Here is a 24,125-nt window from a genome sequence, read left to right as displayed (position 1 = left end):
ACTTTTGCGCCATCAGGTATGAAAAATAACGGTATAAAAACATCTTCGCTTTCTTCGGATGGGAACTTTTATGCGATCGGATTGAACTACAAGAAAGCCGATGCAGAAATTAGAGGTCACTTTAGCATTTCTGAAGAAGCTCAGGCAAACATGCTTCAACAAGCTAAGGAAGAAGGTATTGTATCTTTAAGTGTCATTTCTACTTGCAATCGAACTGAACTTTATGGCATTACACAGCATCCCTTTCAGCTTATAAAACTTTTATGCCAACACACGAACGGGACCGTAGAAGAGTTTGAAAAAGTAGCATACATCCACAAGAATAAGGATGCCGTAAACCATCTTTTTAAAGTAGGTACCGGACTGGACAGTCAGATTCTTGGAGATTTTGAGATCATCAGTCAGTTGCGAAATGGGTTCCGGCGGGCTAAAAACATGGGTGTGATGGATCCTTTTTTGGAGCGATTGGCGAATGCCGTGATCCAGGCCAGTAAGCGCATTAAAAATGAAACCGAGATTTCTACCGGGGCTACGTCAGTGAGTTTTGCGGCCGTTCAGTACATCATGGCTCGTGTTCCTTATGTTTCAGAAAAGAACATTTTACTCTTCGGAACGGGTAAAATTGGACGAAATACATGAGAGAACCTTATAAAGCACACCAAAAACGAACATATTACCCTCATCAATCGCACTAAGAATAAAGCAGAAAAAATCGCCGGAAAGTTCAATTTGGTTGTAAAAGATTACGCAAACATTCAAAGTGAGATTGCGCAAAGCGATATTCTTATCGTTGCTACCGGGGCGCAGCATCCCACCATTTCTAAGGAGCTGTTGTTCCTGAAAAAGCCATTATTGATATTGGACCTCTCCATCCCTAAGAATGTTTCGGAGGATGTAACCAAGAATCCCATGGTGACATTAGTTCACTTAGACAATCTTGCTTCGGTGACCGACAAGACCTTGCAAAAACGAGCGCAGCAAATCCCAATGGCCGAAGCTATCATTCACGAAATAATGACCGATTTCAATAATTGGGCAGAGAACCGAAAGTTTGCGCCTACCATTAAAGCGCTAAAATCGAAGTTGGCAGAGATTAAGGCCGGTGAGATCGATTTTCAACGTAAAAAGATCGATAATTTCAACGAAGAGCAAGCTGAGATCATTAGCAACAGGATCATCCAAAAGATCACCACACATTTTGCGAATCACCTTAAAAGCGATTCGGTTTCTACTCCGGAAAGTGTCGAATTGATTAAACAAGTCTTTCAACTTTCAACCGCAGAGTCGTGAGCAAGACCATTAGAATTGGAACAAGGGACAGCCAGTTAGCGTTGTGGCAGGCCGAAACAGTCCGGTCGCAACTAGAGTCTTTGGGCTATGCGACACAATTAATCCCTGTAAAATCAACAGGCGATCTCGTACTGGATAAGCCTTTGTATGAAATGGGTATAACAGGTATTTTCACCAAAACATTGGATGTAGCCATGTTGAACGATAGCGTAGATATTGCTGTCCACAGTATGAAGGATGTGCCTACCCTTTTGCCTAAAGGCATTGTCCAAACCGCGGTATTGGAACGTGCTTCCTCAGAAGATATTATGCTTCCAAAGGGTGCTTTTAATCCAGAGGCACCTGCTACCATTGCTACGGGAAGCCTCCGCCGAAAAGCGCAGTGGTTACATCGGTATCCACATCATCAGGTGGTGGATCTGCGCGGTAATGTAAACACCCGTTTGCAGAAATTAAGAGACCAGCCGTGGCAAGGCGCTATTTTTGCAAAGGCGGGTCTGGAACGAATTGACCTGCTTCCTGAAAATTATATCCCCTTGGACTGGATGGTCCCTGCGCCGGCACAAGGTGCCATGGTCGTGGTGGCATTGGAAAAGGATTCCTTCTGTCGGGATGCTACAATCCAGTTAAATCATAAGGATTCTGCGCTTTGTACTCAGGTTGAGCGGGAATTCCTAAATGTTTTGGAGGGTGGCTGTACCGCTCCAATAGGTGCCATTGCCCAGATTTCACAATCTACGCTGCGTTTTAAGGGCGTGCTATTCTCGTTGGACGGCACGACCAAGATCGAGATAGAAAAAGATGTCGAAATAGATGCCTGTGATCACTTCGGAAGGAAATGTGCAGAAGCCGTATTAAACAATGGGGGATCTGAATTGATGAAACAGATAAAGCATGCGTCGTCCTAATGCTACTATACTTTCTACGAAAAAGCTATCGGCAGCGCAAAAGGAATTACTCTTGGGCTCTGGTTTTAGTTTTTTAGAGTACAATGCCGTAAAAATTGAATTTTTAGACTTTTCGGCACCGAAAAGCATTAAAAATGCCATTTTTTCGAGTAAAAATGCTGTTAAATCGATTAAAATACGCTATCCTGAATTTTACAATGGAAGCATTGAAAATTGCTTTTGTGTAGGTGAATCGACAGCAGCACTTTTGGCAAAAAATGGACAAAACGTAGTGAAAAAGGCGCCATATGCTTCAGAATTGGCAGAATTCTTGACAAAAACCCTTAAAAACGAACAATTTTATTTTTTCTGTGGAGCGGACCGTCTTGATGAACTTCCTTCAGCATTAGAAAAGGCAGAAATGACCCTTTTTGAAGTAAAAACATATAAAACCGAACTAAATTTGAAGAAATTCGATCAAAAATTCGATGGAATTCTATTTTTTAGTCCGAGTGGGGTGCGAAGTTTTGTGCAAATGAATGAGTTGGATTCCAGTATCGCCATTTGTATTGGGAAAACAACCGCTTCCGAAGCTAAGAAATTTACAAAACACGTTGAGGTGGCCACTACTACTTCGGTGGAAAGTGTGATTGCTAAAGCCGCAAAAATATTAAGAACATCATAAAAGAATTGATTCAATATGATTAAGAACGATCTATTTTTAAAAGCCCTTCGTGGCGAAACTGTGGACCGCCCACCGGTTTGGATGATGCGACAAGCCGGACGGTATCTCCCCGAATTTCAGGAAATAAAGGCCAAATACGATTTTTTTACGCGTTGCCAAACCCCCGAACTTGCCAGCGAGATCACGGTACAGCCCATTCGCAGGTATGGCATGGACGCCGCTATCTTGTTTAGTGATATTTTAGTGATTCCACAAGCTATGAACATTCATGTAGAGATGAAGCCCGGTGTAGGTCCTTGGCTCCCGGAACCCATCCGTTCTAAAAGGGACTTGGACCGAGTGATCGTGCCGGATATTAACGAGACGCTTGGGTATGTCATGGAGGCCATAAAAATGACGAAGGAAAAATTGAACGATGAGATCCCGCTAATTGGTTTTGCCGGCAGCCCTTGGACCATCCTATGTTATTGCGTGCAAGGTCAAGGAAGCAAGAATTTTGACAAAGCCAAAGAATTTTGTTTTACCCAACCCGAGGCGGCTCACGAATTGCTTCAACGAATCACAGATACAACCATTCTTTACTTGAAGGAAAAAGTAAAGGCCGGAGTCAATGCCGTACAGGTTTTTGACAGTTGGGGTGGCATGTTATCCCCTACCGATTATCAGGAATTCAGCTGGAATTATATACAACAGATCATTGATGCCCTAAAAGATGAAACGCCGGTGATAGCGTTTGGAAAGGGCTGTTGGTTTGCATTGGATACCATGGCAAAAAGTGGCGCTGCAGCTTTAGGTGTAGACTGGACCTGTTCTGCTCGTAACGCTCGATATCTTACGGGAGGTGCTATTACCTTACAGGGAAATTTCGATCCTACGCGATTGTTTAGTCCTCCTTCAGAAATAAAGAAAATGGTCACGCAAATGATCAATGACTTCGGAAAAGATCGCTATATCGTGAATCTGGGGCATGGAATCCTGCCCAATATTCCATTGGAAAATGCGGGGGCCTTTATAGAAGCGGTAAAAGAATATAAAGCAGAAGTGTGACAATTTGGGCGCGCATACAAAAACTGAGCCTTGGCCAACTCTGGAAGTTGTCCATCCTATTTTTAAGCAGACCCCGCCTCATTGCTCCTACACTGCGTGCCACACATAAAACCATGGAAATTTGTGATCGCTTGTACGGCAAAGAACATCACAAGAGCACAAGAGGGAACGCATTTAGACATGCCTTCTGGAATTATTTGATGTGTCATGAGCACTATAAATTGGTCAAAAATGAACAAAAAGCGGTCATTTGGGCAAAAAAAGTGACAGATTTATATGAAAAAGTGACTCAAAACTCGATTATGGATGAAAAAATGGATTTGCATAATAATAAGATAGGTCGCGTTCAATTCCAACTAAATACTCTATTAAATGAGGAAGAAATGGTATCTTTTTTCACTGAAAAAGCCAAAAAAGCGGTAAAAATTACCTCTGTAAATGAAAATTACCCTCAAAATGAATTAGTTTATATTATAGCGCAATGATCCGAAACGTTCTCAAAGGAATACAAGCATACCGTACAGCTTGGCCGCTCATTAACAAACTAAATCTGTGGCAGTACTTTGCTGTTCCCATGGTTATAAGTTTCTTAACTGGGTTGCTCATAGGTTTTGCTGCTTGGGGGCTTTCAGACGATCTAGGTGCATTCTTCTCTTTGGCATGGGTCTGGGAGTGGGGTGCAGATGTGGTGCGTACCATAAGCGAAATCTTGGCAGCCATGCTTATTGTGGCTTTGGGGCTTATTTTATACAAACATATTGTTATGGCGGTGAGCGCGCCTTTTATGTCGCCTGTTTCTGAAAAAATAGAAACACATCTTATGGGCACAACTCATACCCACAGAAATACTACCAATGCAAGTCAGCTGTGGCGCGGCATTAGGATCAACATTCGGAATTTAGGTATGGAACTGCTCCTAACCGTCCCCATTCTCTTGTTAAGCCTCATTCCCGTGATAGGGGTCGTCGCTACTCTATTGCTGTTTTTAGTCCAAGCTTTCTATGCCGGCTTCGGAAATATGGATTACACCCTGGAACGGCATTTATCCTATGCCGAAAGTGTACGCATTGTCAAACAGCATCGCGGAATTGCCGTTGGAAACGGAATCGTTTTTATGGCAATGTTGTTCATTCCCGTCATCGGGATCATCTTGGTCCTTCCATTATCTGTTACGGCAGCTAGTACTGAAACTATTGCTATTTTAAAAGAAACACGGCGGCTTGCCCCAAAAGAACCCACACAAAACCTATCGCAATGAAAGAACAGTTTGTCGCATACATCCGTTCCCTTCAAAACACCATAACTACTGCGTTGGAAGCTGTAGACGGTGTTGCTGCTTTTACCGAAGATCTATGGGATCGACCGGATGCAGTTACCGGGCAAACCACGGGAGGTGGCGGTGGCCGCAGTCGGGTCATCGAGAATGGTGCTGTATTTGAGAAAGGCGGTGTGAATATTAGTGAGGTGCACGGCAAGCTACCGGAATCCATGCAACAATACTTTGGTGTCACCAACGCCGATTTCTTCGCATGTGGATTGAGTTTGGTGCTCCACCCCAAAAATCCCTTTGTCCCAACCGTACATGCCAATTGGCGCTATTTTGAATTGTACAGTCCCGATGGAAATATTGTGGAACAATGGTTTGGAGGCGGACAGGACCTCACGCCCTATTATCTTTTTGAAGAAGACGCCAAACATTTTCATACAGTGTGCAAAGAAGCTTGCGACAGTCATCATCCCGATTTCTACGAACAATACAAAAAAAGATGTGATACCTACTTTTACAATGCACATAGAGAAGAGGCCCGAGGGATTGGCGGATTGTTCTTTGACTATTTAAAAACAACCGAAGACATGAGCATGCAAGATTGGTACGCTTTTGTGACAGAAGTTGGCAATAGCTTTTTGAAAAGCTACGTCCCCATTGTGGAAAAAAGAAAAGGACTTCCCTTTTCTGAAGCGAACAGGAACTGGCAAGAAATACGGAGAGGACGGTATGTGGAATTTAATCTCGTTCACGACAAAGGAACCTTATTTGGTCTAAGAACCAACGGCCGGATTGAGAGTATTTTGATGAGTTTGCCGCCAGTAGTGCAATGGAGATATGATTATCATCCAGATGTTGGTAGTGAGGAAGAAAAATTACTAGAAGTACTGAAACATCCTCGTGAGTGGATCGATTAACTTAAATGATTAGAGGTTCGTTCATGACTGAGCCTAAAATTGAGGCTCATCAGAACGGATAAAAATAAAAACAAACGTTATGTACCCATTAAGAAGAAACAGAAGACTGCGAACCTCAGAGAACATTCGAAGCTTAGTGCGTGAGACCATCCTTTCGCCTAAGGACTTCTTGGTGCCTCTTTTTGTCGTGGAAGGCAAAGGTATCAAAGAAGAGATCGCTTCCATGCCTAATTATTACAGATACAGCCTGGATCTTCTTGCCGGCGAGGTAAAAGATCTGGCTTCTCTGGGATTGAAATCGGTGTTGCTGTTCGTAAAGGTATCTGAGGATCGTAAAGACAATACCGGAAAAGAAGCACTCAATCCGGAAGGATTGATGCAGCGCGCCATAAGAACAGTGAAAGACGCAGTGCCGGATATGTTGGTAATGACCGATGTGGCCCTAGATCCTTATTCAAAATTTGGCCATGACGGGATCGTTTCAGAAGGAAGTATCGTAAACGATGACACCAATGCTGTTCTTGCCGAAATGGCGCTTTCGCATGCAAAAGCCGGAGCCGATTTCGTTGCACCCAGCGATATGATGGACGGACGTATCTTCGAGATACGCTCGCTTCTTGAAGACGAGGGTTTTTATGATACGGGTATTATGAGCTATAGTGCTAAATATGCCTCGGCTTTTTACGGTCCCTTCAGGGATGCGTTGGATTCGGCGCCTGTGAACATACAAAATGTACCTAAAGACAAGCAAACCTACCAAATGGATCCTGCAAACAGGAAAGAGGCAATTAAAGAGACCCTCATGGATATACAGGAAGGCGCCGATATTGTCATGGTTAAACCCGGCTTGTGCTATTTGGATATTGTTCGAGATATTCGTGATGCGGTAGATGTTCCTGTGGCGGTATACCAAGTAAGTGGAGAATACGCCATGGTAAAAGCTGCAGCTCAGAAAGGGTGGTTAGATCACGATGCAGTCATGTTAGAACAGCTTACGGCCATTAAAAGAGCCGGCGCGCATGTGATCGCTTCGTATTTTGCAAAGGATGTAGTGAAATTAACTTTATAATTATTACAGGGTTTTTCCTGTTTTTTAAAAGTATTCTCTTTTGTATTTTGCTAAGATATATTATATAAAAAATGACAGCGGTAATTGGAATATTAAATAAAAATGCTGTGGCAATCGCAGCAGATTCGGCAGTAACTATTACTGGAAGTAACGGAAGTAAAATATATAATACTGCAAACAAAATTTTTACATTATCAAAATATCATCCCGTATCAGTAGTTATATATAATTCCGCTAACTTTATTGCTACACCTTGGGAAATAATCATCAAACTATATAGAAATAAGCTAGGCAAGAATTCTTTTTCCTCATTAAAAGAATATTCAGAAGATTTTTTTAAATTTTTAAAATCAAATAATTTTTTCGCCAGTAAAGAGACAGTTGACCATTTTATTCAATCCTTAATATATTTTTCTATAGAAGATTTTGTTCGAAAAGCGTATGAATCTGCAATGACAAATGAAGAAAATTTAATTATTTCCTCAGAAAAAGATAGACTTAAAGTATTTAGAGAATATATAGTACAAATTCTTAATCAAGAGATAGTAGAATTAGAAAAAAGCGAACAACTTGAAGACTTTAAGTCACTTACAAAAGAACATTTTGATGAAATCACAAAAAAAACAATAAATAAAATATTTGATCAAGAATACAAAGAATTAGCTAATAAAAAAATTAGAGAAAAATACTCTATGTTTTTATTTAATTATTTTAAAAGCAAAATGTTTTATGGTCAATGGAGTGGCTTGATTTTTGCCGGTTATGGAGAAAACGAAATCTATCCTTCAACAATAAGCACAAAAGTAGCAAGTGTCTTTGATGATAAGATAAGGTTCTATACAGAACATGTTGAAAATATAAATGATAGTAATACTGGCTCAATAATGCCTTTTGCCCAAAGAGACGTAATAGATACTTTAATTACTGGTATTAGTCCCGATATAGACGAAACATTATTTTTTACATTTAACAAATTCTTAAAAGGGTATAATGATCAATTAATTAACTTAGTAATTGAAGCTAATCCTAAGTTAGCTGAAAATTTAAAAAAACTTGATATAAATAAAGTTTCAAAAGATTTTATAACTGAAATTAATAAGGTTAGAGATATTAAACATGTTAAACCTACTGTAAGTACAGTTTCGATTCTTTCTAAAGAGGATTTAGCCGAGATGGCCGAAAGTTTGATATATTTGACATATTTAAAAAGAAGAATTAGCTCTCATGAAGAATCTGTTGGAGGACCAATAGATGTTGCGTTGATCTCCAAAGGAGATGGATTTATCTGGATTAAAAGAAAACATTACTTTGAAGAAAAATTTAATCCCCAGTTTAATAGAAACTATTTTAACGCCTAAAGAATTAAAAAATGTTTACAAAAAGAAATAGAATAGAGCAAAGTAATCTTTCTCTTTCCTTTATAAAAAAGTTAACAGATAAAAATGAAAGAGAATCAATGTTGATTGATGCTGAAACTGATCCAGAAATAATTTCTGATATTATTTCAGAAAAGCTTTTAAAGACTGTTCAAAAGACTTTACGCTCTTAATCTAACTTTATAACTTTTTATTAATTCATCTGATGTTTCTATTCAATGAAGCACACGTTACTTTTCCTTTTCATGAGCTATGGAGTCGTCCTCTTTGGCCAGCAAATTACTGTAAAAACTGCATTTCTTGAAAAATGGGAAAACTCAAAAAGCTACTTGTTGACTATAGCCGAAGCCATGCCCGAAGAACTCTATGATTTTCGACCCACCGAACGGCAAATGACCTTTAAAGAGCAATTGGTGCACATGAAGAGCAATATGGATTGGCTGAGCTTGACCTACTTCACCCAAGAAACCTTCGATCGCTCGAACATACCTTTACCTGAAACCAAAGCGGCTACGATCACCCTGCTTACTGAAGCCTTCGAGAATACGGCTACCCTCATTCAAAACACTTCCGAAGCCGATTTTGAAGCGGTCGTGGATTTCTTCAGCGGACCCAAAAGCAAATTGCAGATCCTTAATCTGCTTCAAGATCATGTTAGCCACCATCGCGGACAGCTTATCGTCTACCTGAACCTCAACAATATAGCCCCGCCGCCTTACGTAGGCTGGTGATCTTTTCTGAAGAAATATTTAGCAAAACTTTTACAGTACGAATTGGTTTTTCGCATACATTTACCGCGTGAAACTGAGACACATTTGTAGTATCGTGATGCTGCTGTTTGCCTTCTTGGCAAGTACAACAGCATGGAGCTATTCGGTGCCCGAAAAGGCTTCGGAAGGTCAACTTGTTTCTGAAGCAGATACATTCAAGGACGTCCCGGCCAAATCGCTTACCATAGAGCATCAAGGGGTTTCAGAAGGATCTCAAATCAATTCCGAAGAGCAAATCCTTTCACTTGTATGGTTTACTTCTACTGTAAATTTTTCAGAAAAAACTACCCGAAAGGACACTCCGGTAGGCTATTTTTCTCGTGCACAGGACCTGCGCCGATTGCTATCGCTTCAAATTTTTCCTTTCCATTTTTTTTGGTGAGCACTGACTGTTTAAAGTGTTATTCCTACGTAAGAATAGCTACTGTGACTTTGTCACACCCTTAACATTCATTATTTCACTAAAAAATTATGCAACATGGAAACAAGTTCTGTCATTATTGACATCATCTTACTATCAATTATTATCGTACCCTTAGCATTTTTGGTTGTGTACACCACCCGCGGGGAAAAAAAGGCAAAAAGAAAACTGCAACAGCTTTGCAAAGCCAACGGAATCACGTTATCAACCTTCGAAATCAACGGAGATACATTGCTGGGTCTGGACCCCGAAGGAAAAAAATTGATTCTATCACACCGCAAAGACATCGAAAAAGAGTTTCAGGTGATCGACCTGCAAGAACTGAGAGAATGCCGCTTAAAGACCGTAAAACTATCTAAGCACACCTTAGATTGGGTGGGACTGGAATTGCTTTCAGCAACCACTAAAAAAGACATTCCTTTCTATCTTGAAGAAGATGAAGAAAGTCCCGCAACCGATTCTTTAGTATGTTTGCAGCGGGCAACGAAATGGGAAAAGATGATAAAACCCCTGCTAAAAGCATCATAAACAATAAAAAGGGCGGTATTTACCGCTCTTTTTTTGTAATTAACATTCCATTGTAGTAAAAAAGCGTTTAAATCTTTAATTTAGTCGAAACTTATATTCTAGCAATGACGCTACTTATCGTATACGCTGTACTTTCTATTTTCTTTTCTTTTTTGTGTTCTATTCTTGAAGCAGCATTATTAAGCTTCACACCCACATTTATTAGGGTGAAGACACAAGAAGGGAAACGCTATGCAACCGTTTTGGGGAATTTCAAAAAAGACATCGACAAACCGCTTATTGCCATACTTACCCTTAACACTGTGGCGCATACAGTAGGGGCCATATTGGTAGGGGTTCAAGCTGAAAAGCTTCCCTACAAGATTGATGTTTGGGGAGTCAATATCGTTGGGATTGTTTCTGCCATTATGACGCTGCTTATCTTAATTGTCTCGGAAATTATTCCCAAGACCATTGGTGCAACGTATTGGAAACGACTGGGTCCTTTTACGGCCATCTTTCTAAATGTTATCATTTTCCCGCTAAAATATACGGGAATCCTTTGGCTATTGATGCTTACTACAAAATTGATCGGTAAATCGGCACATGTGAGTACCATGAGCCGTGAGGAATTTATCGCCATCACCGATGCTGCCGAACAGGAGGGCGTTTTTGAAGAGAATGAAAGCGCAGTGATCAAGAACCTGCTCATTTTCAAATCGGTTACAGCCAAAAATGTGATGACCCCGTTTCCGGTGGTTACAAGCGAGGACGAGTCCATGACCTTAAGTGAATTTCATAATGCGCACAAGAACCTGCGTTTCTCGCGAATTCCCGTTTACAAAGAAAAGAGTTATAACATCACGGGCTTTATCCTGCGGGATGATCTGCTCGAAGAGATCGTAGAAGAACACGGCAGCAAGACTCTTAGTGATATTAAACGTGAAATGAACATTGTACAGGACGATACTCCTATTCCTAACTTATTCGACACCTTTATAAAAGAGCGGGCTCACATTGCCATGGTGGTTGATGAATTTGGCAATACTACCGGTATCGTGACCATGGAGGATATTATTGAAACCTTGCTTGGACTGGAGATCATGGACGAAAGCGACGCCATAGAAGATATGCAGGCGCAGGCAAGAAAGAACTGGGAGCGTCGTGCCGAGCGTATGGGAATTCAATTACAAGACCCTAACCTGGAAGAGAACGAAGAATGAAAACGGGTTGGCTCGAAAGTCCGATAGGACTCATACAATTGGAAGGAACTGCTTCGGGACTTGCCAAGGTATCTTTTGTTTCCGCTTCGGAAGGTATGGCTTCGGAAATTCCTTCCGAATTGGAAGAGGCAGCAAAACAACTTACGGAGTACTTCGCCGGAGACCGCTCTCATTTTACCATCGCACTTGCAGCTGAAGGGACCGAATTTCAGAAGAGAGTATGGAAACTACTTACCCAAATTCCCTTCGGAAAAACAGTTTCCTATCAAAGTATGGCCAACCGGCTTGGCGATCCGAAAGTCATTCGTGCTGCTGCAGCTGCCAACGGAAAAAATCCTATCGCTATTCTAATTCCTTGTCATCGCGTTATTGGAAGTGACGGTTCGTTAACCGGGTATGCCGGCGGTTTGGAACGTAAAAAGTGGTTGCTGGCGCATGAAAACCCCGTAAAGCAGACTTCGTTATTCTAAACAGATGAAAAGATTCCTTCTTTGGTTCGTCGGTATATTGATAAGCATTGTGATTTTATTGTACATAACCGATTACAACTATATCCTTAAAGGCGTACGTGTAGTTTACCTAACGGGACACACTACCGCTTTTATCGATGATCATGTGTATTTTGAGAACGACACGATCCAGACGGGGACTGCGGCCCAACCGTGGCCAATTCATAATGAGTACAACACTATGGCACCTACCCGAAGACTCATGGAACTCAACAAGGAGTTAGGAACTGTGGCTTTTTTGATCATCAAGAACGATAGCCTTTGGTATGAAAACTATGCTGAGGGTTATGGCCCAAGGTCCCAAACCAATTCGTTTTCCATGGCGAAAAGCATCACTTCGGCCTTGTTGGGTAAGGCTATTAAGGACGGTTATATCACCGGACTGGAGCAGCCGGTCTCTGCGTTTTTTGAAGCATTTAAAGGCAGCAACATGACGGTTGGCGACCTCTCCTCCATGGCCTCAGGACTCGATTGGGACGAATCGTACACAAGTCCGTTTAGCGTTACAGCTCGTTCTTATTACGATGATGACTTGGCGGAAACCATACGCTCTTTAAAAGTGGTGGACACCCCTGGACAAGGTTTCAAATATTTAAGTGGAAATACACAGCTGCTTGGCATGGTGATAGAAAAAGCCACCGGAAAGCGGCTGGCAGCATATCTTTCAGAAAGTTTTTGGATCCCAATGGGGTTTGAGCAATCGGCCTTATGGCAGGTGGACGATGCAACACATCAATTGGTAAAAGCGTATTGTTGTATTGCGGGAAATGCTAGGGATTTTGCGCGATTTGGAAAATTATATAGTGATCATGGTCGATGGAACGGCGCACAACTGTTAGACTCCTCCTTTGTTGCACAGTCAATCACTCCAAGATTTAAAGCGAATCCGGAGTATGGCTATGGTTTCTGGTTGAGTGACCATTTAGATAAAAAAATCTTTGTTATGCGTGGTATCTTGGGGCAATATGTAATCACAATTCCCGAAGATGAGCTTATTATTGTTCGTTTGGGACATGAAAGAGGGGAGAAAAACGAGCTGCCTTTTAGTGAAGATTTCTACACCTATTTGGAGGAAGTCTATGAAATGATCGAACACCATTAGATTTTTTTGTATTTTTAAAACTCCAACTTCCCTCTTATTTTTCGCAACATGATCACACGTCTCCATTTGGAACATGTTCTTTTTTTGGATATAGAGACCGTTCCACAGCACGCTCAATACGATGAACTCGATGCTACGGCAAAATCTCTTTGGGAGTTAAAAACGCAATACCAACGCAAGGATGACTTCACGCCGGAAGCGTTCTACGACCGAGCCGGGATCTGGGCAGAATTTGGTAAAATTATTTGTATTTCTGCAGGATATTTTGTCCTAAAAGGGGATACGCGACAGTTTAGGGTAACCAGTTTACACGGTGAGGAAACGTCCATCTTAAAGGAATTCAAAGTACTTTTGGAGACCCATTTCAATAAACCCCAGCACGTGTTGTGTGCGCACAACGGGAAGGAATTCGATTTCCCTTACATCGCCAGACGTATGATCATTCATGGCATACCGTTACCGTTCAAGTTGGATCTCTTCGGAAAAAAACCATGGGAAGTTCCACATTTAGATACCATGGAACTGTGGAAGTTTGGTGACTATAAAACCTTTACATCGTTAAAGTTGATGGCGTATGTATTAGGTATCCCTTCACCTAAGGATGATATCGACGGAAGTCAGGTACGTGATGTGTATTACAATGACGGAGATATCGATAGAATTATTGAATACTGTGAAAAAGACACTGTCACTGTCGCTCAAATCTTTTTAAGACTTCGCAATGAGTCATTGCTGAGGGAAGATGAGATACGCTCTGTTTGATTCATTTTTCATCTCAAATTGAATAAAATAGACTAGTTCCTCCTTTTTTTTGTAGTTTTAGGGCTCATTTTTAAAACGAAGTTATGAAAGAGATACATTTTTCGGCTAAAAGAGCAGCGCTGGTATTGAGCCTTTGTGCTTTCCCTGTGTTCTTTGCCTGTAAAGAAGATTCAAAAAAAGAAAGTCCCGCTACGGAAACATCTTCCGAAGCGCCTATTAAAACAGAAGCCGCGACTCCTGCTGCCGATGGCGATGTTGCCTTGAATCCTGCACACGGGCAACCGGGGCACCGCTGTGACCTTCCTGTGGGTGCACCTTTAAATGCAACAAATGTCAATACCACAACCAAAAGCCAATCGCCCTTGTTAGATACTTCGGGTTCCTCCAATGGAACAACCGCAAAGGTGAATCCGCCGCATGGACAACCGGGACATCGTTGTGATATTAAGGTTGGTGACCCTCTTTAATTACTATAACGAACAGGATATAGGAAATTTTTCTTCTTAAAATAAAAAACCCCTTGATGTACATCAAGGGGTTTTCTGTTATCAAAATGATTTATCATTCTTTAATGAAACGCTCGATGAATTTTTGATCACCTGCATTCACTTCAATAATATAAGCTCCTGTTTGTAGTGCCGATACATCGATCGTATTGATGAAAGCACCTTTTAGGATCACTTGTCCTACCAGATTGTAGATCACGTAATCGGTGGCAGTTACTTGCAACACTTCAACATTTAACAATTCTCTTGTTACCGGATTTGGATATATGGAAAATACCCCTTCAGCATCCGGAGTGCTATCTACAGCCGCTATAGGAGATTCTCCACCATCGTCATTCGAATTATTCCCGGCACCAATAACAACTGTATAATCTTCTACTTCTCCATAAGTGAAGGATTCACAAGCTGTAGGAATTGCGTTGTATTTCATGGACACTCGCATTCTCGTTGGTCCTACCGAAGCCCCTGCGGGAACGGTAAAGGATCCTGAAATTGGCGTAGCTGTTGTAGCTGCACGAGAATAGACCAATTCATTTGCATCGCCAAAATCACCATCACGATTGTAGTCGATCCATACAGCATAACCTTCAGCATAGATCGTCCCGGTCCAAGCCGGAGTGATCGTAATAGTATTGGTCGAATTTAAGTTAGTCGATAAGGATGTGAAGTCTCCGTAACCTCCCGTTGAAGCTCCCGTGGCATTATTGATACTTCCCAATTGTACCCTTTGGATGTATTCGTCGGAAGTATTATTTCCGTTCGAAGCACAATATCCTGTTGGCGGAACCAAGCCTGCCGTTAGCGATATATTATCTATCGCAATGTCTGCCTGCCAAGTTGAACCTGTCAATCGATTGAATCGCAATTGAACACTTCCTCCGGTATAAGCAGCCAGGTCGATATTTGCATTCAACCATGCATTGCCTTTGTTCCCGGTTTGACTCCAAATACCTGTCCAAGAAGCTCCATTATCGTCACTTGCCTCCAGCGTGATACTTCCCATATCATTTGCGCCATACATGTGATAGCTAAAATTGAAGCTCGCAGCAGTTTCACCGCTTAGATCAAAACACGGAGAGTTAAGGATCGCGCGTTTGCTTGGGTAGTTTGGAGAAGAAGCTTCTACATACATATACCAAGAGCCGGCAGCACCGCTTGACGGTCCTGTATTACTTGAAGGTGTTCCTCCTGAATCGCGTGTCCAGTTGATATCATCGGCAGTTGATTGCGTCCATCCCCCCAGTCCGCTTTCAAAACTTTCAGTATAAGGGAAGCTGGCAATTCCACCCGTACACCCTCCTGTACTTCCACCAGTGGTAGTAATACTAACCGTATTACTTGCTGTGGAAATATTTCCTGCTGCGTCCTTGGCCCGCACACTAAAAGAATAGGCAGTTCCCGCCAATAGGCCGGTAACCTGAGCGGTTGTTCCTGTAACAGAGCCAATATTCGTTGCTCCTTGATATACGTCGTATCCTGTCACTCCTACATTATCTGTAGATGCATTCCAAGAAAGATCTACTGTTGTATCTGTAATGTTGGAAGCCGATAAACTTGTTGGAGCCGAAGGTGCCTGAGTATCCGGTGGTGTGTTTGTAGTCACATTCACAGTATTGCTATAGCCAGAAACATTTCCGGCCGCATCACGTGCTCTCACGCGGAAGGTGTAGGCGGTAGCAGCTGTAAGACCCGTTATTTGTGTCGAGGTTCCGGTAACTGTACCTAAGTTGGTTGATCCTTGGAATACGTCATAGCCCGTCACTCCCACATTATCAGTAGATGCATTCCAAGACAGGTTCACCGTAGTTTCGGTCACACCGGAAGCTGAAAGTCCTGTAGGATTGGTAGGCGCTTGTGTATCAGGTGTCGATCCCATAATATTCACTGTATAGTCCTCAACTTCACCATAGGTAAAAGTTTCACATGACGTAGGAATGCCGTTGTATTTCATAGAAACTCGCATCCTTGTATTTCCGTCTGTTGCAGAAGCAGGAATCGTAAAGCTTCCGCTTACCGGTGTACTTGTGGTTGCTGCAAGGCTCCATACTTGTTCTCCGGCGTCTCCGAAATCACCATCCTGATTGTAGTCTATCCAAACGGCGTAGCCTTCAGCATACACTGTACCGGTCCAGGTGGGGGTCACAGTGATCGTGACATTGTCCGATTTCGTAAGGTTGGTACTAATATTGGTGAAATCTGAATATCCATTCCCCGACCCACTGGTATTATTGATTGTTCCCAGCTGTACACGGCTAATGTACTCGTCATTGACATTGTTCCCTTGTGAGGCACAGTAATTTAGCTGTACCTGCGTGGTTGTAAAGTTCACGGAAGCCGAATACGGAGAAGTCGTTCCATCGTTACATTTGCTTCGTACTTGGGCTTCGTAAGAGGTCTCTGCTGTCAATCCGTTAAGAGTAGTAGAAGTTCCTGCTGAAGCAACTGTTGTCCATGTGCTGGTTCCTGCAACGCGATAGCGCACATCGTAGGTTGCAGCCGATACGGCATCATAACTAATTATAGCTGAGTTCGATCCTATCCCGCTCACATTCACATTGCTTGGAGTGGTTGCAGTACAAACAGCACCACTATCTATGATTCCGGTAACAATTAAACTGTAATTCTGGCTCCCGCCACTAAGAGACCCTTTGTGGGTGATCGTAATGGTATACGTTCCTGAAGCATTTCCTACCGAAATTCTTTCAAAAGGATCCACATTGTTATCTCCTAGTCCATTTGTAGTTACACCTGTTAAACGGTAGGGGAAGTAGGTCGTACCTCCTTTAGAAACACGTATATCCAAATCATTTACCAAACGAGGTGTGTTCGAGTTGGTTTGTGTTGTGGCCGTTCCTGCTGGGTCTGTCCATGAAATAGAGGCCATTAAATCATTTACTCCGTCAGAATCCACAGTGATGGTATAGGTTTGTCCGGCTGTAAGTGTCAATTCTTCGATCTTTGAATTGACACCTTCGGCAGTGATGGCTTCGGCAGCCCGCTTTGCATTCAACAGTCCCCATCCGTAGACAGCATCAGGACCGGTAGGTCCTGCATCGTCTGCAGTATGTAGTGCCAATCCTTTTAAGGTTGCTGCACGCATATAATTTCCGAAGGTATTGTTTGCATGTTGCTGCAATAACAGCAGTGTTCCAGCTACGTTGGGTGAAGCCATGGATGTTCCCGAGATGGTTCCGTAGGCTGTATTGCTCGAATCGTAGGTTGAAGTAACAGAGGTACCGTTTCCTGTGATATCCGGTTTAATTCGGTAATCGTCGGTAGGACCTTCACTGCTCGAGCTGCTAATAGTGACACTTATCAAATTACCACTTCCGTCGATATTGGCATCTTGACCATTTGCCACAACCAAGTTATTCTTGGAAGTAGAATGACCTGTAAGTTTATCGTATGCCGAATTGCCATCCAGGGGTGCCCCGTTGTAACCGTTGTTATTACCATCATTACCCCCTGCTACTACCATAAGGTAATAAGGTGCATTGTACATGATCTGATCCCAATCGCGAGATTCTGTGATGTAGGCTCCAAAATAATAGTCGGGAACCAAATCGGACCGATACCCGTAGCTGTGGTTAGATAGAAGCATCCCTGCTGCCGCGGCAGCCGTTGCTTCTGCTTTATCATCATTCCACATGTATCCTCGAACCCGTGAATGCGGTGCCATCCCTTTGGCATTCGCCTGAACACCGGACGCTGTAATCGTTCCCGTCACGTGCGCCGCATGGTAATTAAGTTGCGTGCCTCCTTCGGAAGCAGCGTCTTCTACGGTTACTCGGTTGGTACCACCCGGACCGTCATATTCTTGGTGCGATACGCGTGCGTGACCCCCGTCCCATACATAACAGATCATGCTTTGACCGTCAAGTGAAAGTCCAAGACCGCCCCCGCTATTCAAATAATTGGCTCTTGTAGAGATCGCAGCGTTCACATTGAACGTACGATAATAGATAGGACTGCCGTCCGGAGCAATGTATTGAAGTTCTGCAATGCCTCCGTCCGGAAGGATCAAACGTTGTTCTAAATTACGCTGTTGCGCTATTGTGGCTGCCTCCTGTTTTTGTAAGGTTGCTTTGGAGCGAAGTGAACTTTCCAATTGATCCAATGCTTGCACATCGTATCTACTGGTAATTTTTTCACGTTCTGTAGGTGTTTGTGCAAATAGCATCCCACACGTTAAGAGTGCCGAAGCTACTAGAAATGGCTTCGGAAAAATAAATTTTTTTCTCATAATGTTAGGTTTGATTAAAATTAAACATGGTTCGATTTATTTATAGGATTTAAAGCCGAATAAAAAGCAAAGTTTTTGCTACTATGCTTTCTAATTGCTAAGGATAGGGAGTATTTATAAATAGATCCGTACGAAAAAAGCAATTTAATTATGAAATTAAAAATCTTTTCGATAAACGGCATTAAGAATTTATTAACAATGAGCTATGTAGCTTGTAAAACCTTAGGGTTTTATTGGGATGCTTTGAAATTTTATACGGTGAGTATAAAAATCCTATCTTTGAACTAATGAGGCAACATCCATTATTGACTGTACAGGATCTTTCTGTTTCCTTTGGCTCTAAAAAGTCTAAAGTCACAGTTGTTCATGGTATTTCTTTTGATGTTTCTGAAAATGAGATCGTAGGAATTGTAGGAGAATCGGGCTCCGGGAAATCGGTCACATCCATGGCTGTGATGGGGCTTCTTCCAAAAAAAACCGGGCAATGTACGGGGGAGATCATTTTCGACGGAAAAGACCTGTTAAAACAAGAAGCAAAAGTATTGCGCACCATTAGAGGCAAGGAGATCGCCATGATCTTTCAGGAACCCATGAGTGCATTAAATCCTTCGCTCACCTGCGGGTTTCAGGTTTCGGAGATTCTTCGGCATCATGAGAGATTAAATGCTTCGGAAGCGAAAAAAGAGACCCTTTCCCTGTTCGAAAAAGTAAAACTTCCACGGCCTCGAGACATTTTCAGCAGTTATCCGCATCAAATTAGCGGAGGTCAAATGCAACGTGTCATGATCGCCATGGCCATTGCCTGTAAACCTAAATTGTTAATTGCCGACGAGCCAACAACCGCTTTGGATGTAACCGTTCAAAAAGAGATCTTATTGCTGTTAAAAGCACTTCAGAAAGAGACCCACATGAGTCTGCTTTTTATTTCTCATGACCTAAGTTTGGTATCGGAGATCGCAGATAAGGTGATAGTGATGTATCAAGGCGAGGTCGTAGAACAAGGTGCTGTCGAGCAAATTTTTAAAAATCCGAAAAACCCTTACACGAAAGCATTATTAGCATCGCGACCCACGCTTGACAAACGCTTGGCAAAATTACCCACGATTGCTTCATTGGCGAACAAGACATTTTTTCCTTCCGAAATAACACCGCAGCAGCGCGCCATGCGGCACAAAGCGCTCTATACCAAACCTCCGCTTCTAGAGATACGCAATTTAGAGAAGGCTTATTATAGCAATGCCGGATTCTTTCAGAAAAAAAGAATTGTAAAGGCCGTTGACGGGGTAAGTTTTAAGGTTTTTGAAGGCGAGACCTTAGGGTTAGTGGGTGAATCGGGTTGTGGAAAATCTACCTTAGGAAAAGCAATCCTACAACTGGACAAAGCAACCGCCGGGAGCATACTGTATCGCGGAAAATCTTTAGAAGCATTGTCTCATTCAGAAATCAGGAAGCTGCGCAAAGAGCTTCAGCTTATCTTTCAAGACCCTTATTCTTCTTTGAATCCTCGAATAGTAATTGGAGAAGCATTATTGGAGCCTATGAAAGTACATCGCATTGGTCGTGACAAAAGGGATCGTAAAAGAAGGGCTCTAAATTTATTAGAGCGGGTAGGGTTGGATGAATCGTATTATTACAGATATCCGCATGAGCTATCCGGCGGCCAGCGACAGCGGGTAGGCATTGCACGTACCATTGCCATGGAACCAAAACTGGTTATTTGTGACGAATCGGTATCGGCATTGGACATATCGGTACAAGCACAGGTGCTCAATCTATTGAACGAGCTGAAAGATGATTTTGGATTTACCTATATCTTTATCTCACATGATCTCGCTGTGGTGAAGTATATGGCAGATCAACTGATTGTGATGAAAGAAGGCGCCATTGTGGAAATGGGTGATGCCGACGAGATCTACGCCAACCCCACACAATCCTATACCAAGCGATTGATCGATGCCATCCCAAAAGGAATTTAATCAATAAAAAAAGCCCCGTTCTAACCTCACAAAGAACGGGACTCACTATTTGAATCATGAAAGATTCGGGGGTAATGTACTCTCTAAAAAATTACATCAATAAAAAAACTTTTTTTGCTACGTACAATACATTTCGCAAGAGACGCATGGTACTTTTTAAAGAACATACAATAGGTTTCATAAGTAGGTTATGTTAGTTACGTTTGGGACTGCTAATATGATATCTTTTTTAAATAAAAACGATTAAATGCATTATAATTCGATGAAATGCATTTTATTTTAACATATTAAGAATACTGTTAAGTTTTTTCTTACAAATAGGAAATAAAAAAACCAATGTTCTCACATTGGTTAAGAGGGCTTTGTATTCGGTTAGAAGACGATCTCCGGGATGGTCCCTTCCACGATAAGATCACCCTCGGTAGCTTCTTTTATTTGTTCGACAGTTACACCGGGGGCTCGCTCCAATAGTTTAAATTGATTGTCTACAATTTCAAGAACACACAAATCGGTAACGATCTTTTTCACGCAGTTCACCCCTGTAAGAGGCAGGCTGCACGCCTTTAACAATTTAGAGTCTCCGGCGCGGTTGGTATGCATCATCGCTACGATGATATTCTCTGCAGAAGCCACCAAATCCATAGCGCCGCCCATTCCCTTCACCATCTTTCCGGGTATCTTCCAATTAGCGATGTCGCCGTTTTGTGCTACTTCCATAGCCCCTAAAATGGTTAAGTCTACATGTTGACCACGGATCATTGAAAAACTCATAGCGGAGTCAAAAAAAGATGCCCCCGGCAATGCGGTAATCGTTTGTTTCCCAGCATTAATAAGATCGGGGTCCTCTTCCCCTTCGAATGGAAACGGTCCCATTCCCAAAATGCCATTCTCACTCTGAAACTCAACTTCAATATCGTTACGCACAAAGTTAGCTACCAATGTAGGTATCCCAATCCCGAGGTTCACATAATAACCATCCTTTACCTCCTTTGCAATACGCTGTGCGATCTGTTCTTTGGATAAACTCATTTTATTTCTTTCTTACAGTTCGTTGTTCAATTCGCTTTTCATATCGTTCTCCCTGAAAGATGCGTTGCACGAAAATACCGGGAATGTGAATATGATTGGGGTCCAATGTACCGGCGGGAACGAGTTCCTCAACTTCGGCAACGGTAATAGTGGCGGCTCCGCACATATTCGGGTTAAAATTGCGAGCCGTCCCTTTAAAGATAAGATTACCGGCCGTATCACCCTTCCATGCCTTCACGAAAGCAAAATCGGCTTTAAAAGCGTGCTCAAGAATATGCATTTTGCCATTGAATTCCCTTGCTTCTTTTCCTTCTGCTACTTCAGTTCCATAGCCGGCAGGTGTATAGAATCCGGGAATCCCGCTTTGTGCCGCTTGACAACGCTGCGCCAAAGTTCCTTGCGGGATGAGCTCTACTTCTAACTCGCCACTTAACATCTGTCGTTCAAATTCGGCATTTTCCCCAACGTAGGAAGAGATCATTTTTTTGATTTGACGTTTCTGAAGTAACAACCCAAGTCCAAAATCATCGACGCCCGCGTTATTGGAAATACATGTAACATTCTTTACCCCGCGTTTTACAAGCTCCGCGATCGCATTCTCCGGGATACCGCTGAGGCCAAAGCCTCCCAGCATGAAGGTCATGCCATCTGCAATACCTTCGCACGCTTCGGAAACATTGGCAACCGTTTTATTGATCATATTCGTATTTTTTTCTGAAAAAACCTTCGGTGTAAAGAACCGTCGGATCTGATTAATTTTTTATAAAAATACTGAAATTGCTTCAGAAAAACGCGGATTAAAAACGCCCATTTACAAAAAAACCCGATCGGAAGATCGGGTTGCTGTTTTATTCAGAATTGCTAGAAATCCAACTCATCGGGTATGCCTTCCACATCCGAATTTCCTTCACGGAATGCACCGCAATCGGTAATAATGGAAAGGTTTGACGGTCGGGGAAATCGCCCTTTGGATACGCCCAACTCTTCATTTTCATAGCATTTACGCATATAGATCGCCCAAATAGGCAAGGCCATGGTTGCTCCTTGTCCATAAGCGGTAGATCCGAAATGTGTAGCGCGGTCTTCGCCACCAACCCATACCCCTGTAACCAGGTTGGGAACCATCCCCATGAACCATCCATCGCTGTTATTTTGAGTGGTCCCGGTCTTTCCGGCTATAGGATTTTCAAATTTATAGGGATATCCGGTCACGGCATTTTTGTATACAGCTGCACCTTCGCGACCGGAGCCTCGCAACCTGCTTCCCGATCCTGATTGTGTTACACCTTCCATAAGGCTCACTGTGACATAGGCTGTCTCATTTCCAATGACATCCCGTGTTTCCGGTACATTTTGGAACAAGACGGTTCCATTCTTGTCTTCAATACGAGAGATCAAGGTAGGCTTCACAAATACCCCTTCATTGGCAAAGGTGCTGTATGCTCCCACCATCTCATACAATGATACATCGGGTGTTCCCAAAGCGATCGATGGAGCGACCGGCATGTCTTTGGTATCTACGTCCATCTTTTTAACAAGATCAATCACCGGTTGCGGACCTACTCTATCGATCAATCGCGCTGTAACCGTATTGATGGATTGTGCCAAAGCGCTGCGCAAGGAGACCATGCCCCCGTATCCTCCGCCGGCATTCTTGGGTGTCCAAGGTTTCAGCAGGCCGTACTTGCCTGCCGGTATCGTATACATGGTATTAGGCAAAGTGTCGCAGGGCGACATGTGCATTTGGTCGATTACCGTAGCGTAGACAAAGGGTTTGAAGGTAGAGCCTATTTGACGCTTCCCCTTCTTCACCATGTCGTACTTAAAGTGTTTGTAATTGATGCCGCCAACCCAAGCTTTTACTTCGCCTGTTTGAGGTGTCATTGACATTAAGGAAGCCTGTAGAATCGATTTATAGTACCGTATCGAATCCATTGGTGTCATGGTGGTATCGATGTCGCCTTTCCAAGAAAAGATGCTCATAGGTGTCTTCTTTGAAAAGCTCTTAATGATCTCTGCTTCCGATTTGCCTTGCGCTTTCATCACTTTCCATCGGTCGCTTCGACGCATGGCGGTATTCAAGATCGTTTCGGTCTCTTCGGGCGTAATATCTCGAAAAGGAGCCGTTTTGTTCTTCTCGTTCTGCTTCGCAAATTCTTTTTGGAGGTTTGCCATATGCATGGTCACGGCTTCTTCGGCATATTCCTGCATCTTAGAGTCAATGGTGGTATATACCTTTAAGCCATCACTGTATATATCGTAGTAGGAACCGTCACTTTTCGGGTTTTCTTTGATCCAATCGGCCATAAATGCGCGGGCATACTCCCTAAAGTAGGTAGCAATCCCTTCGTCATGCCCTTGAGGCGTGAATTTGATGTTGAGCGGTAATGCTTGCAAGGAATCTTTAACTTGTTCGGTTATATAATCGTATTTGGCCATCTGTGCCAACACTACATTCCTACGATTGCGAACACCTTCGGGATTTCTGCGCGGATTATACAAGGATGAATTCTTGAACATCCCAACCAAAACTGCCGAT

Annotated in this window: 22 protein-coding genes and 1 pseudogene; 19 read left to right on the top strand and 4 right to left on the bottom strand. The window is 42.6% G+C overall.

Annotated features, from left to right (window positions below):
• The first annotated feature begins 18 nt into the window (after nt 1–18).
• From hemA to AACZ11_RS09975, 18 genes and pseudogenes are all read left to right on the top strand, one after another.
• Nucleotides 19–1,290 (top strand): annotated as a pseudogene (gene hemA, locus AACZ11_RS10060) (glutamyl-tRNA reductase).
• Nucleotides 1,287–2,198 carry a hydroxymethylbilane synthase gene (hemC, locus tag AACZ11_RS10055; protein ID WP_290625056.1) on the top strand — a complete coding sequence of 304 codons (912 nt, stop codon included), beginning with the start codon at nt 1,287–1,289 and terminating at the stop codon, nt 2,196–2,198. Before hemA ends, hemC begins: the two are co-directional and overlap by 4 nt.
• Complete coding sequence (locus tag AACZ11_RS10050; protein WP_290625054.1) at nt 2,185–2,862, top strand: uroporphyrinogen-III synthase; 678 nt, start codon at nt 2,185–2,187, stop codon at nt 2,860–2,862. The genes hemC and AACZ11_RS10050 overlap by 14 nt, the downstream gene beginning before the upstream one ends.
• Nucleotides 2,863–2,877: 15 nt before the next feature.
• On the top strand, nt 2,878–3,909 hold the full coding sequence (gene hemE, locus AACZ11_RS10045) for a uroporphyrinogen decarboxylase (protein WP_290625053.1): 1,032 nt from the start codon (nt 2,878–2,880) through the stop codon (nt 3,907–3,909).
• Complete coding sequence (locus AACZ11_RS10040; RefSeq protein ID WP_290625052.1) at nt 3,906–4,394, top strand: hypothetical protein; 489 nt, start codon at nt 3,906–3,908, stop codon at nt 4,392–4,394. The genes hemE and AACZ11_RS10040 overlap by 4 nt, the downstream gene beginning before the upstream one ends.
• Nucleotides 4,391–5,167 carry an EI24 domain-containing protein gene (locus AACZ11_RS10035; RefSeq protein WP_290625050.1) on the top strand — a complete coding sequence of 259 codons (777 nt, stop codon included), beginning with the start codon at nt 4,391–4,393 and terminating at the stop codon, nt 5,165–5,167. The genes AACZ11_RS10040 and AACZ11_RS10035 overlap by 4 nt, the downstream gene beginning before the upstream one ends.
• Nucleotides 5,164–6,093: an oxygen-dependent coproporphyrinogen oxidase gene (gene hemF, locus AACZ11_RS10030; protein WP_290625048.1), complete on the top strand. Its 930-nt coding sequence runs from the start codon at nt 5,164–5,166 to the stop codon at nt 6,091–6,093. Before AACZ11_RS10035 ends, hemF begins: the two co-directional genes overlap by 4 nt.
• 79 nt (nt 6,094–6,172) lie before the next feature.
• Nucleotides 6,173–7,162: a porphobilinogen synthase gene (hemB, locus tag AACZ11_RS10025; RefSeq protein WP_290625047.1), complete on the top strand. Its 990-nt coding sequence runs from the start codon at nt 6,173–6,175 to the stop codon at nt 7,160–7,162.
• 71 nt (nt 7,163–7,233) lie between these two features.
• Nucleotides 7,234–8,520 (top strand): hypothetical protein, encoded by a 1,287-nt coding sequence (locus AACZ11_RS10020; RefSeq protein ID WP_290625046.1) that lies wholly within the window; start codon nt 7,234–7,236, stop codon nt 8,518–8,520.
• 11 nt (nt 8,521–8,531) lie between these two features.
• Nucleotides 8,532–8,711: a hypothetical protein gene (locus AACZ11_RS10015; RefSeq protein WP_290625045.1), complete on the top strand. Its 180-nt coding sequence runs from the start codon at nt 8,532–8,534 to the stop codon at nt 8,709–8,711.
• 72 nt (nt 8,712–8,783) lie between these two features.
• Entirely contained in the window at nt 8,784–9,269 is a 486-nt protein-coding gene (locus AACZ11_RS10010; protein WP_339832334.1) for a DinB family protein, read from the top strand.
• Nucleotides 9,270–9,336: 67 nt separating this feature from the next.
• Nucleotides 9,337–9,690, top strand: coding sequence for a hypothetical protein (locus AACZ11_RS10005; RefSeq protein ID WP_290625043.1), 354 nt, complete (start codon nt 9,337–9,339; stop codon nt 9,688–9,690).
• A gap of 96 nt (nt 9,691–9,786) precedes the next feature.
• Nucleotides 9,787–10,257: a hypothetical protein gene (locus AACZ11_RS10000; protein WP_290625042.1), complete on the top strand. Its 471-nt coding sequence runs from the start codon at nt 9,787–9,789 to the stop codon at nt 10,255–10,257.
• A 104-nt stretch (nt 10,258–10,361) separates the two neighbouring features.
• Nucleotides 10,362–11,459, top strand: a complete 1,098-nt coding sequence (locus AACZ11_RS09995; RefSeq protein ID WP_290625041.1) for a hemolysin family protein — start codon at nt 10,362–10,364, stop codon at nt 11,457–11,459.
• Complete coding sequence (locus AACZ11_RS09990; protein ID WP_290625040.1) at nt 11,456–11,929, top strand: methylated-DNA--[protein]-cysteine S-methyltransferase; 474 nt, start codon at nt 11,456–11,458, stop codon at nt 11,927–11,929. Before AACZ11_RS09995 ends, AACZ11_RS09990 begins: the two co-directional genes overlap by 4 nt.
• A 4-nt stretch (nt 11,930–11,933) precedes the next feature.
• Nucleotides 11,934–13,070 carry a serine hydrolase gene (locus AACZ11_RS09985; protein WP_290625039.1) on the top strand — a complete coding sequence of 379 codons (1,137 nt, stop codon included), beginning with the start codon at nt 11,934–11,936 and terminating at the stop codon, nt 13,068–13,070.
• A gap of 48 nt (nt 13,071–13,118) precedes the next feature.
• The gene (locus AACZ11_RS09980) at nt 13,119–13,832 is read left to right on the top strand and encodes a 3'-5' exonuclease (RefSeq protein WP_290625038.1); all 714 of its coding nucleotides are present in this window, start codon (nt 13,119–13,121) and stop codon (nt 13,830–13,832) included.
• A gap of 83 nt (nt 13,833–13,915) precedes the next feature.
• Nucleotides 13,916–14,299, top strand: a complete 384-nt coding sequence (locus tag AACZ11_RS09975) for a hypothetical protein (protein WP_290625037.1) — start codon at nt 13,916–13,918, stop codon at nt 14,297–14,299.
• A gap of 94 nt (nt 14,300–14,393) precedes the next feature.
• On the opposite strand, the gene AACZ11_RS09970 is transcribed toward AACZ11_RS09975, so the two are convergent.
• A complete protein-coding gene (locus AACZ11_RS09970; RefSeq protein WP_290625036.1) occupies nt 14,394–18,581 on the bottom strand; it encodes a GEVED domain-containing protein in 4,188 nt (1,395 codons plus the stop codon).
• A 287-nt stretch (nt 18,582–18,868) separates the two neighbouring features.
• On the opposite strand from AACZ11_RS09970, the gene AACZ11_RS09965 reads away from it, so the two are divergent.
• Nucleotides 18,869–20,557 carry an ABC transporter ATP-binding protein gene (locus AACZ11_RS09965; RefSeq protein ID WP_290625035.1) on the top strand — a complete coding sequence of 563 codons (1,689 nt, stop codon included), beginning with the start codon at nt 18,869–18,871 and terminating at the stop codon, nt 20,555–20,557.
• A gap of 372 nt (nt 20,558–20,929) precedes the next feature.
• Here AACZ11_RS09965 and AACZ11_RS09960 read toward each other — a convergent pair whose 3' ends face one another.
• The 3 genes from AACZ11_RS09960 to AACZ11_RS09950 all read right to left on the bottom strand — a co-directional run.
• Nucleotides 20,930–21,586 carry a CoA transferase subunit B gene (locus AACZ11_RS09960; protein ID WP_290625034.1) on the bottom strand — a complete coding sequence of 219 codons (657 nt, stop codon included), beginning with the start codon at nt 21,584–21,586 and terminating at the stop codon, nt 20,930–20,932.
• A 1-nt stretch (nt 21,587) separates the two neighbouring features.
• Entirely contained in the window at nt 21,588–22,286 is a 699-nt protein-coding gene (locus tag AACZ11_RS09955) for a CoA transferase subunit A (RefSeq protein ID WP_290625033.1), read from the bottom strand.
• Nucleotides 22,287–22,447: 161 nt separating this feature from the next.
• Nucleotides 22,448–24,125 (bottom strand): penicillin-binding transpeptidase domain-containing protein (locus tag AACZ11_RS09950; RefSeq protein ID WP_290625032.1); only part of this gene is annotated, 1,678 nt, incomplete at its 5' end.

Source organism: uncultured Altibacter sp., from assembly GCF_963972995.1.
Classification (GTDB): Bacteria; Bacteroidota; Bacteroidia; order Flavobacteriales; family Flavobacteriaceae; genus Altibacter.
The sequence above is the reverse complement of the archived record's forward strand: the minus strand, read 5'-3'. Positions and strand labels throughout refer to the sequence as shown.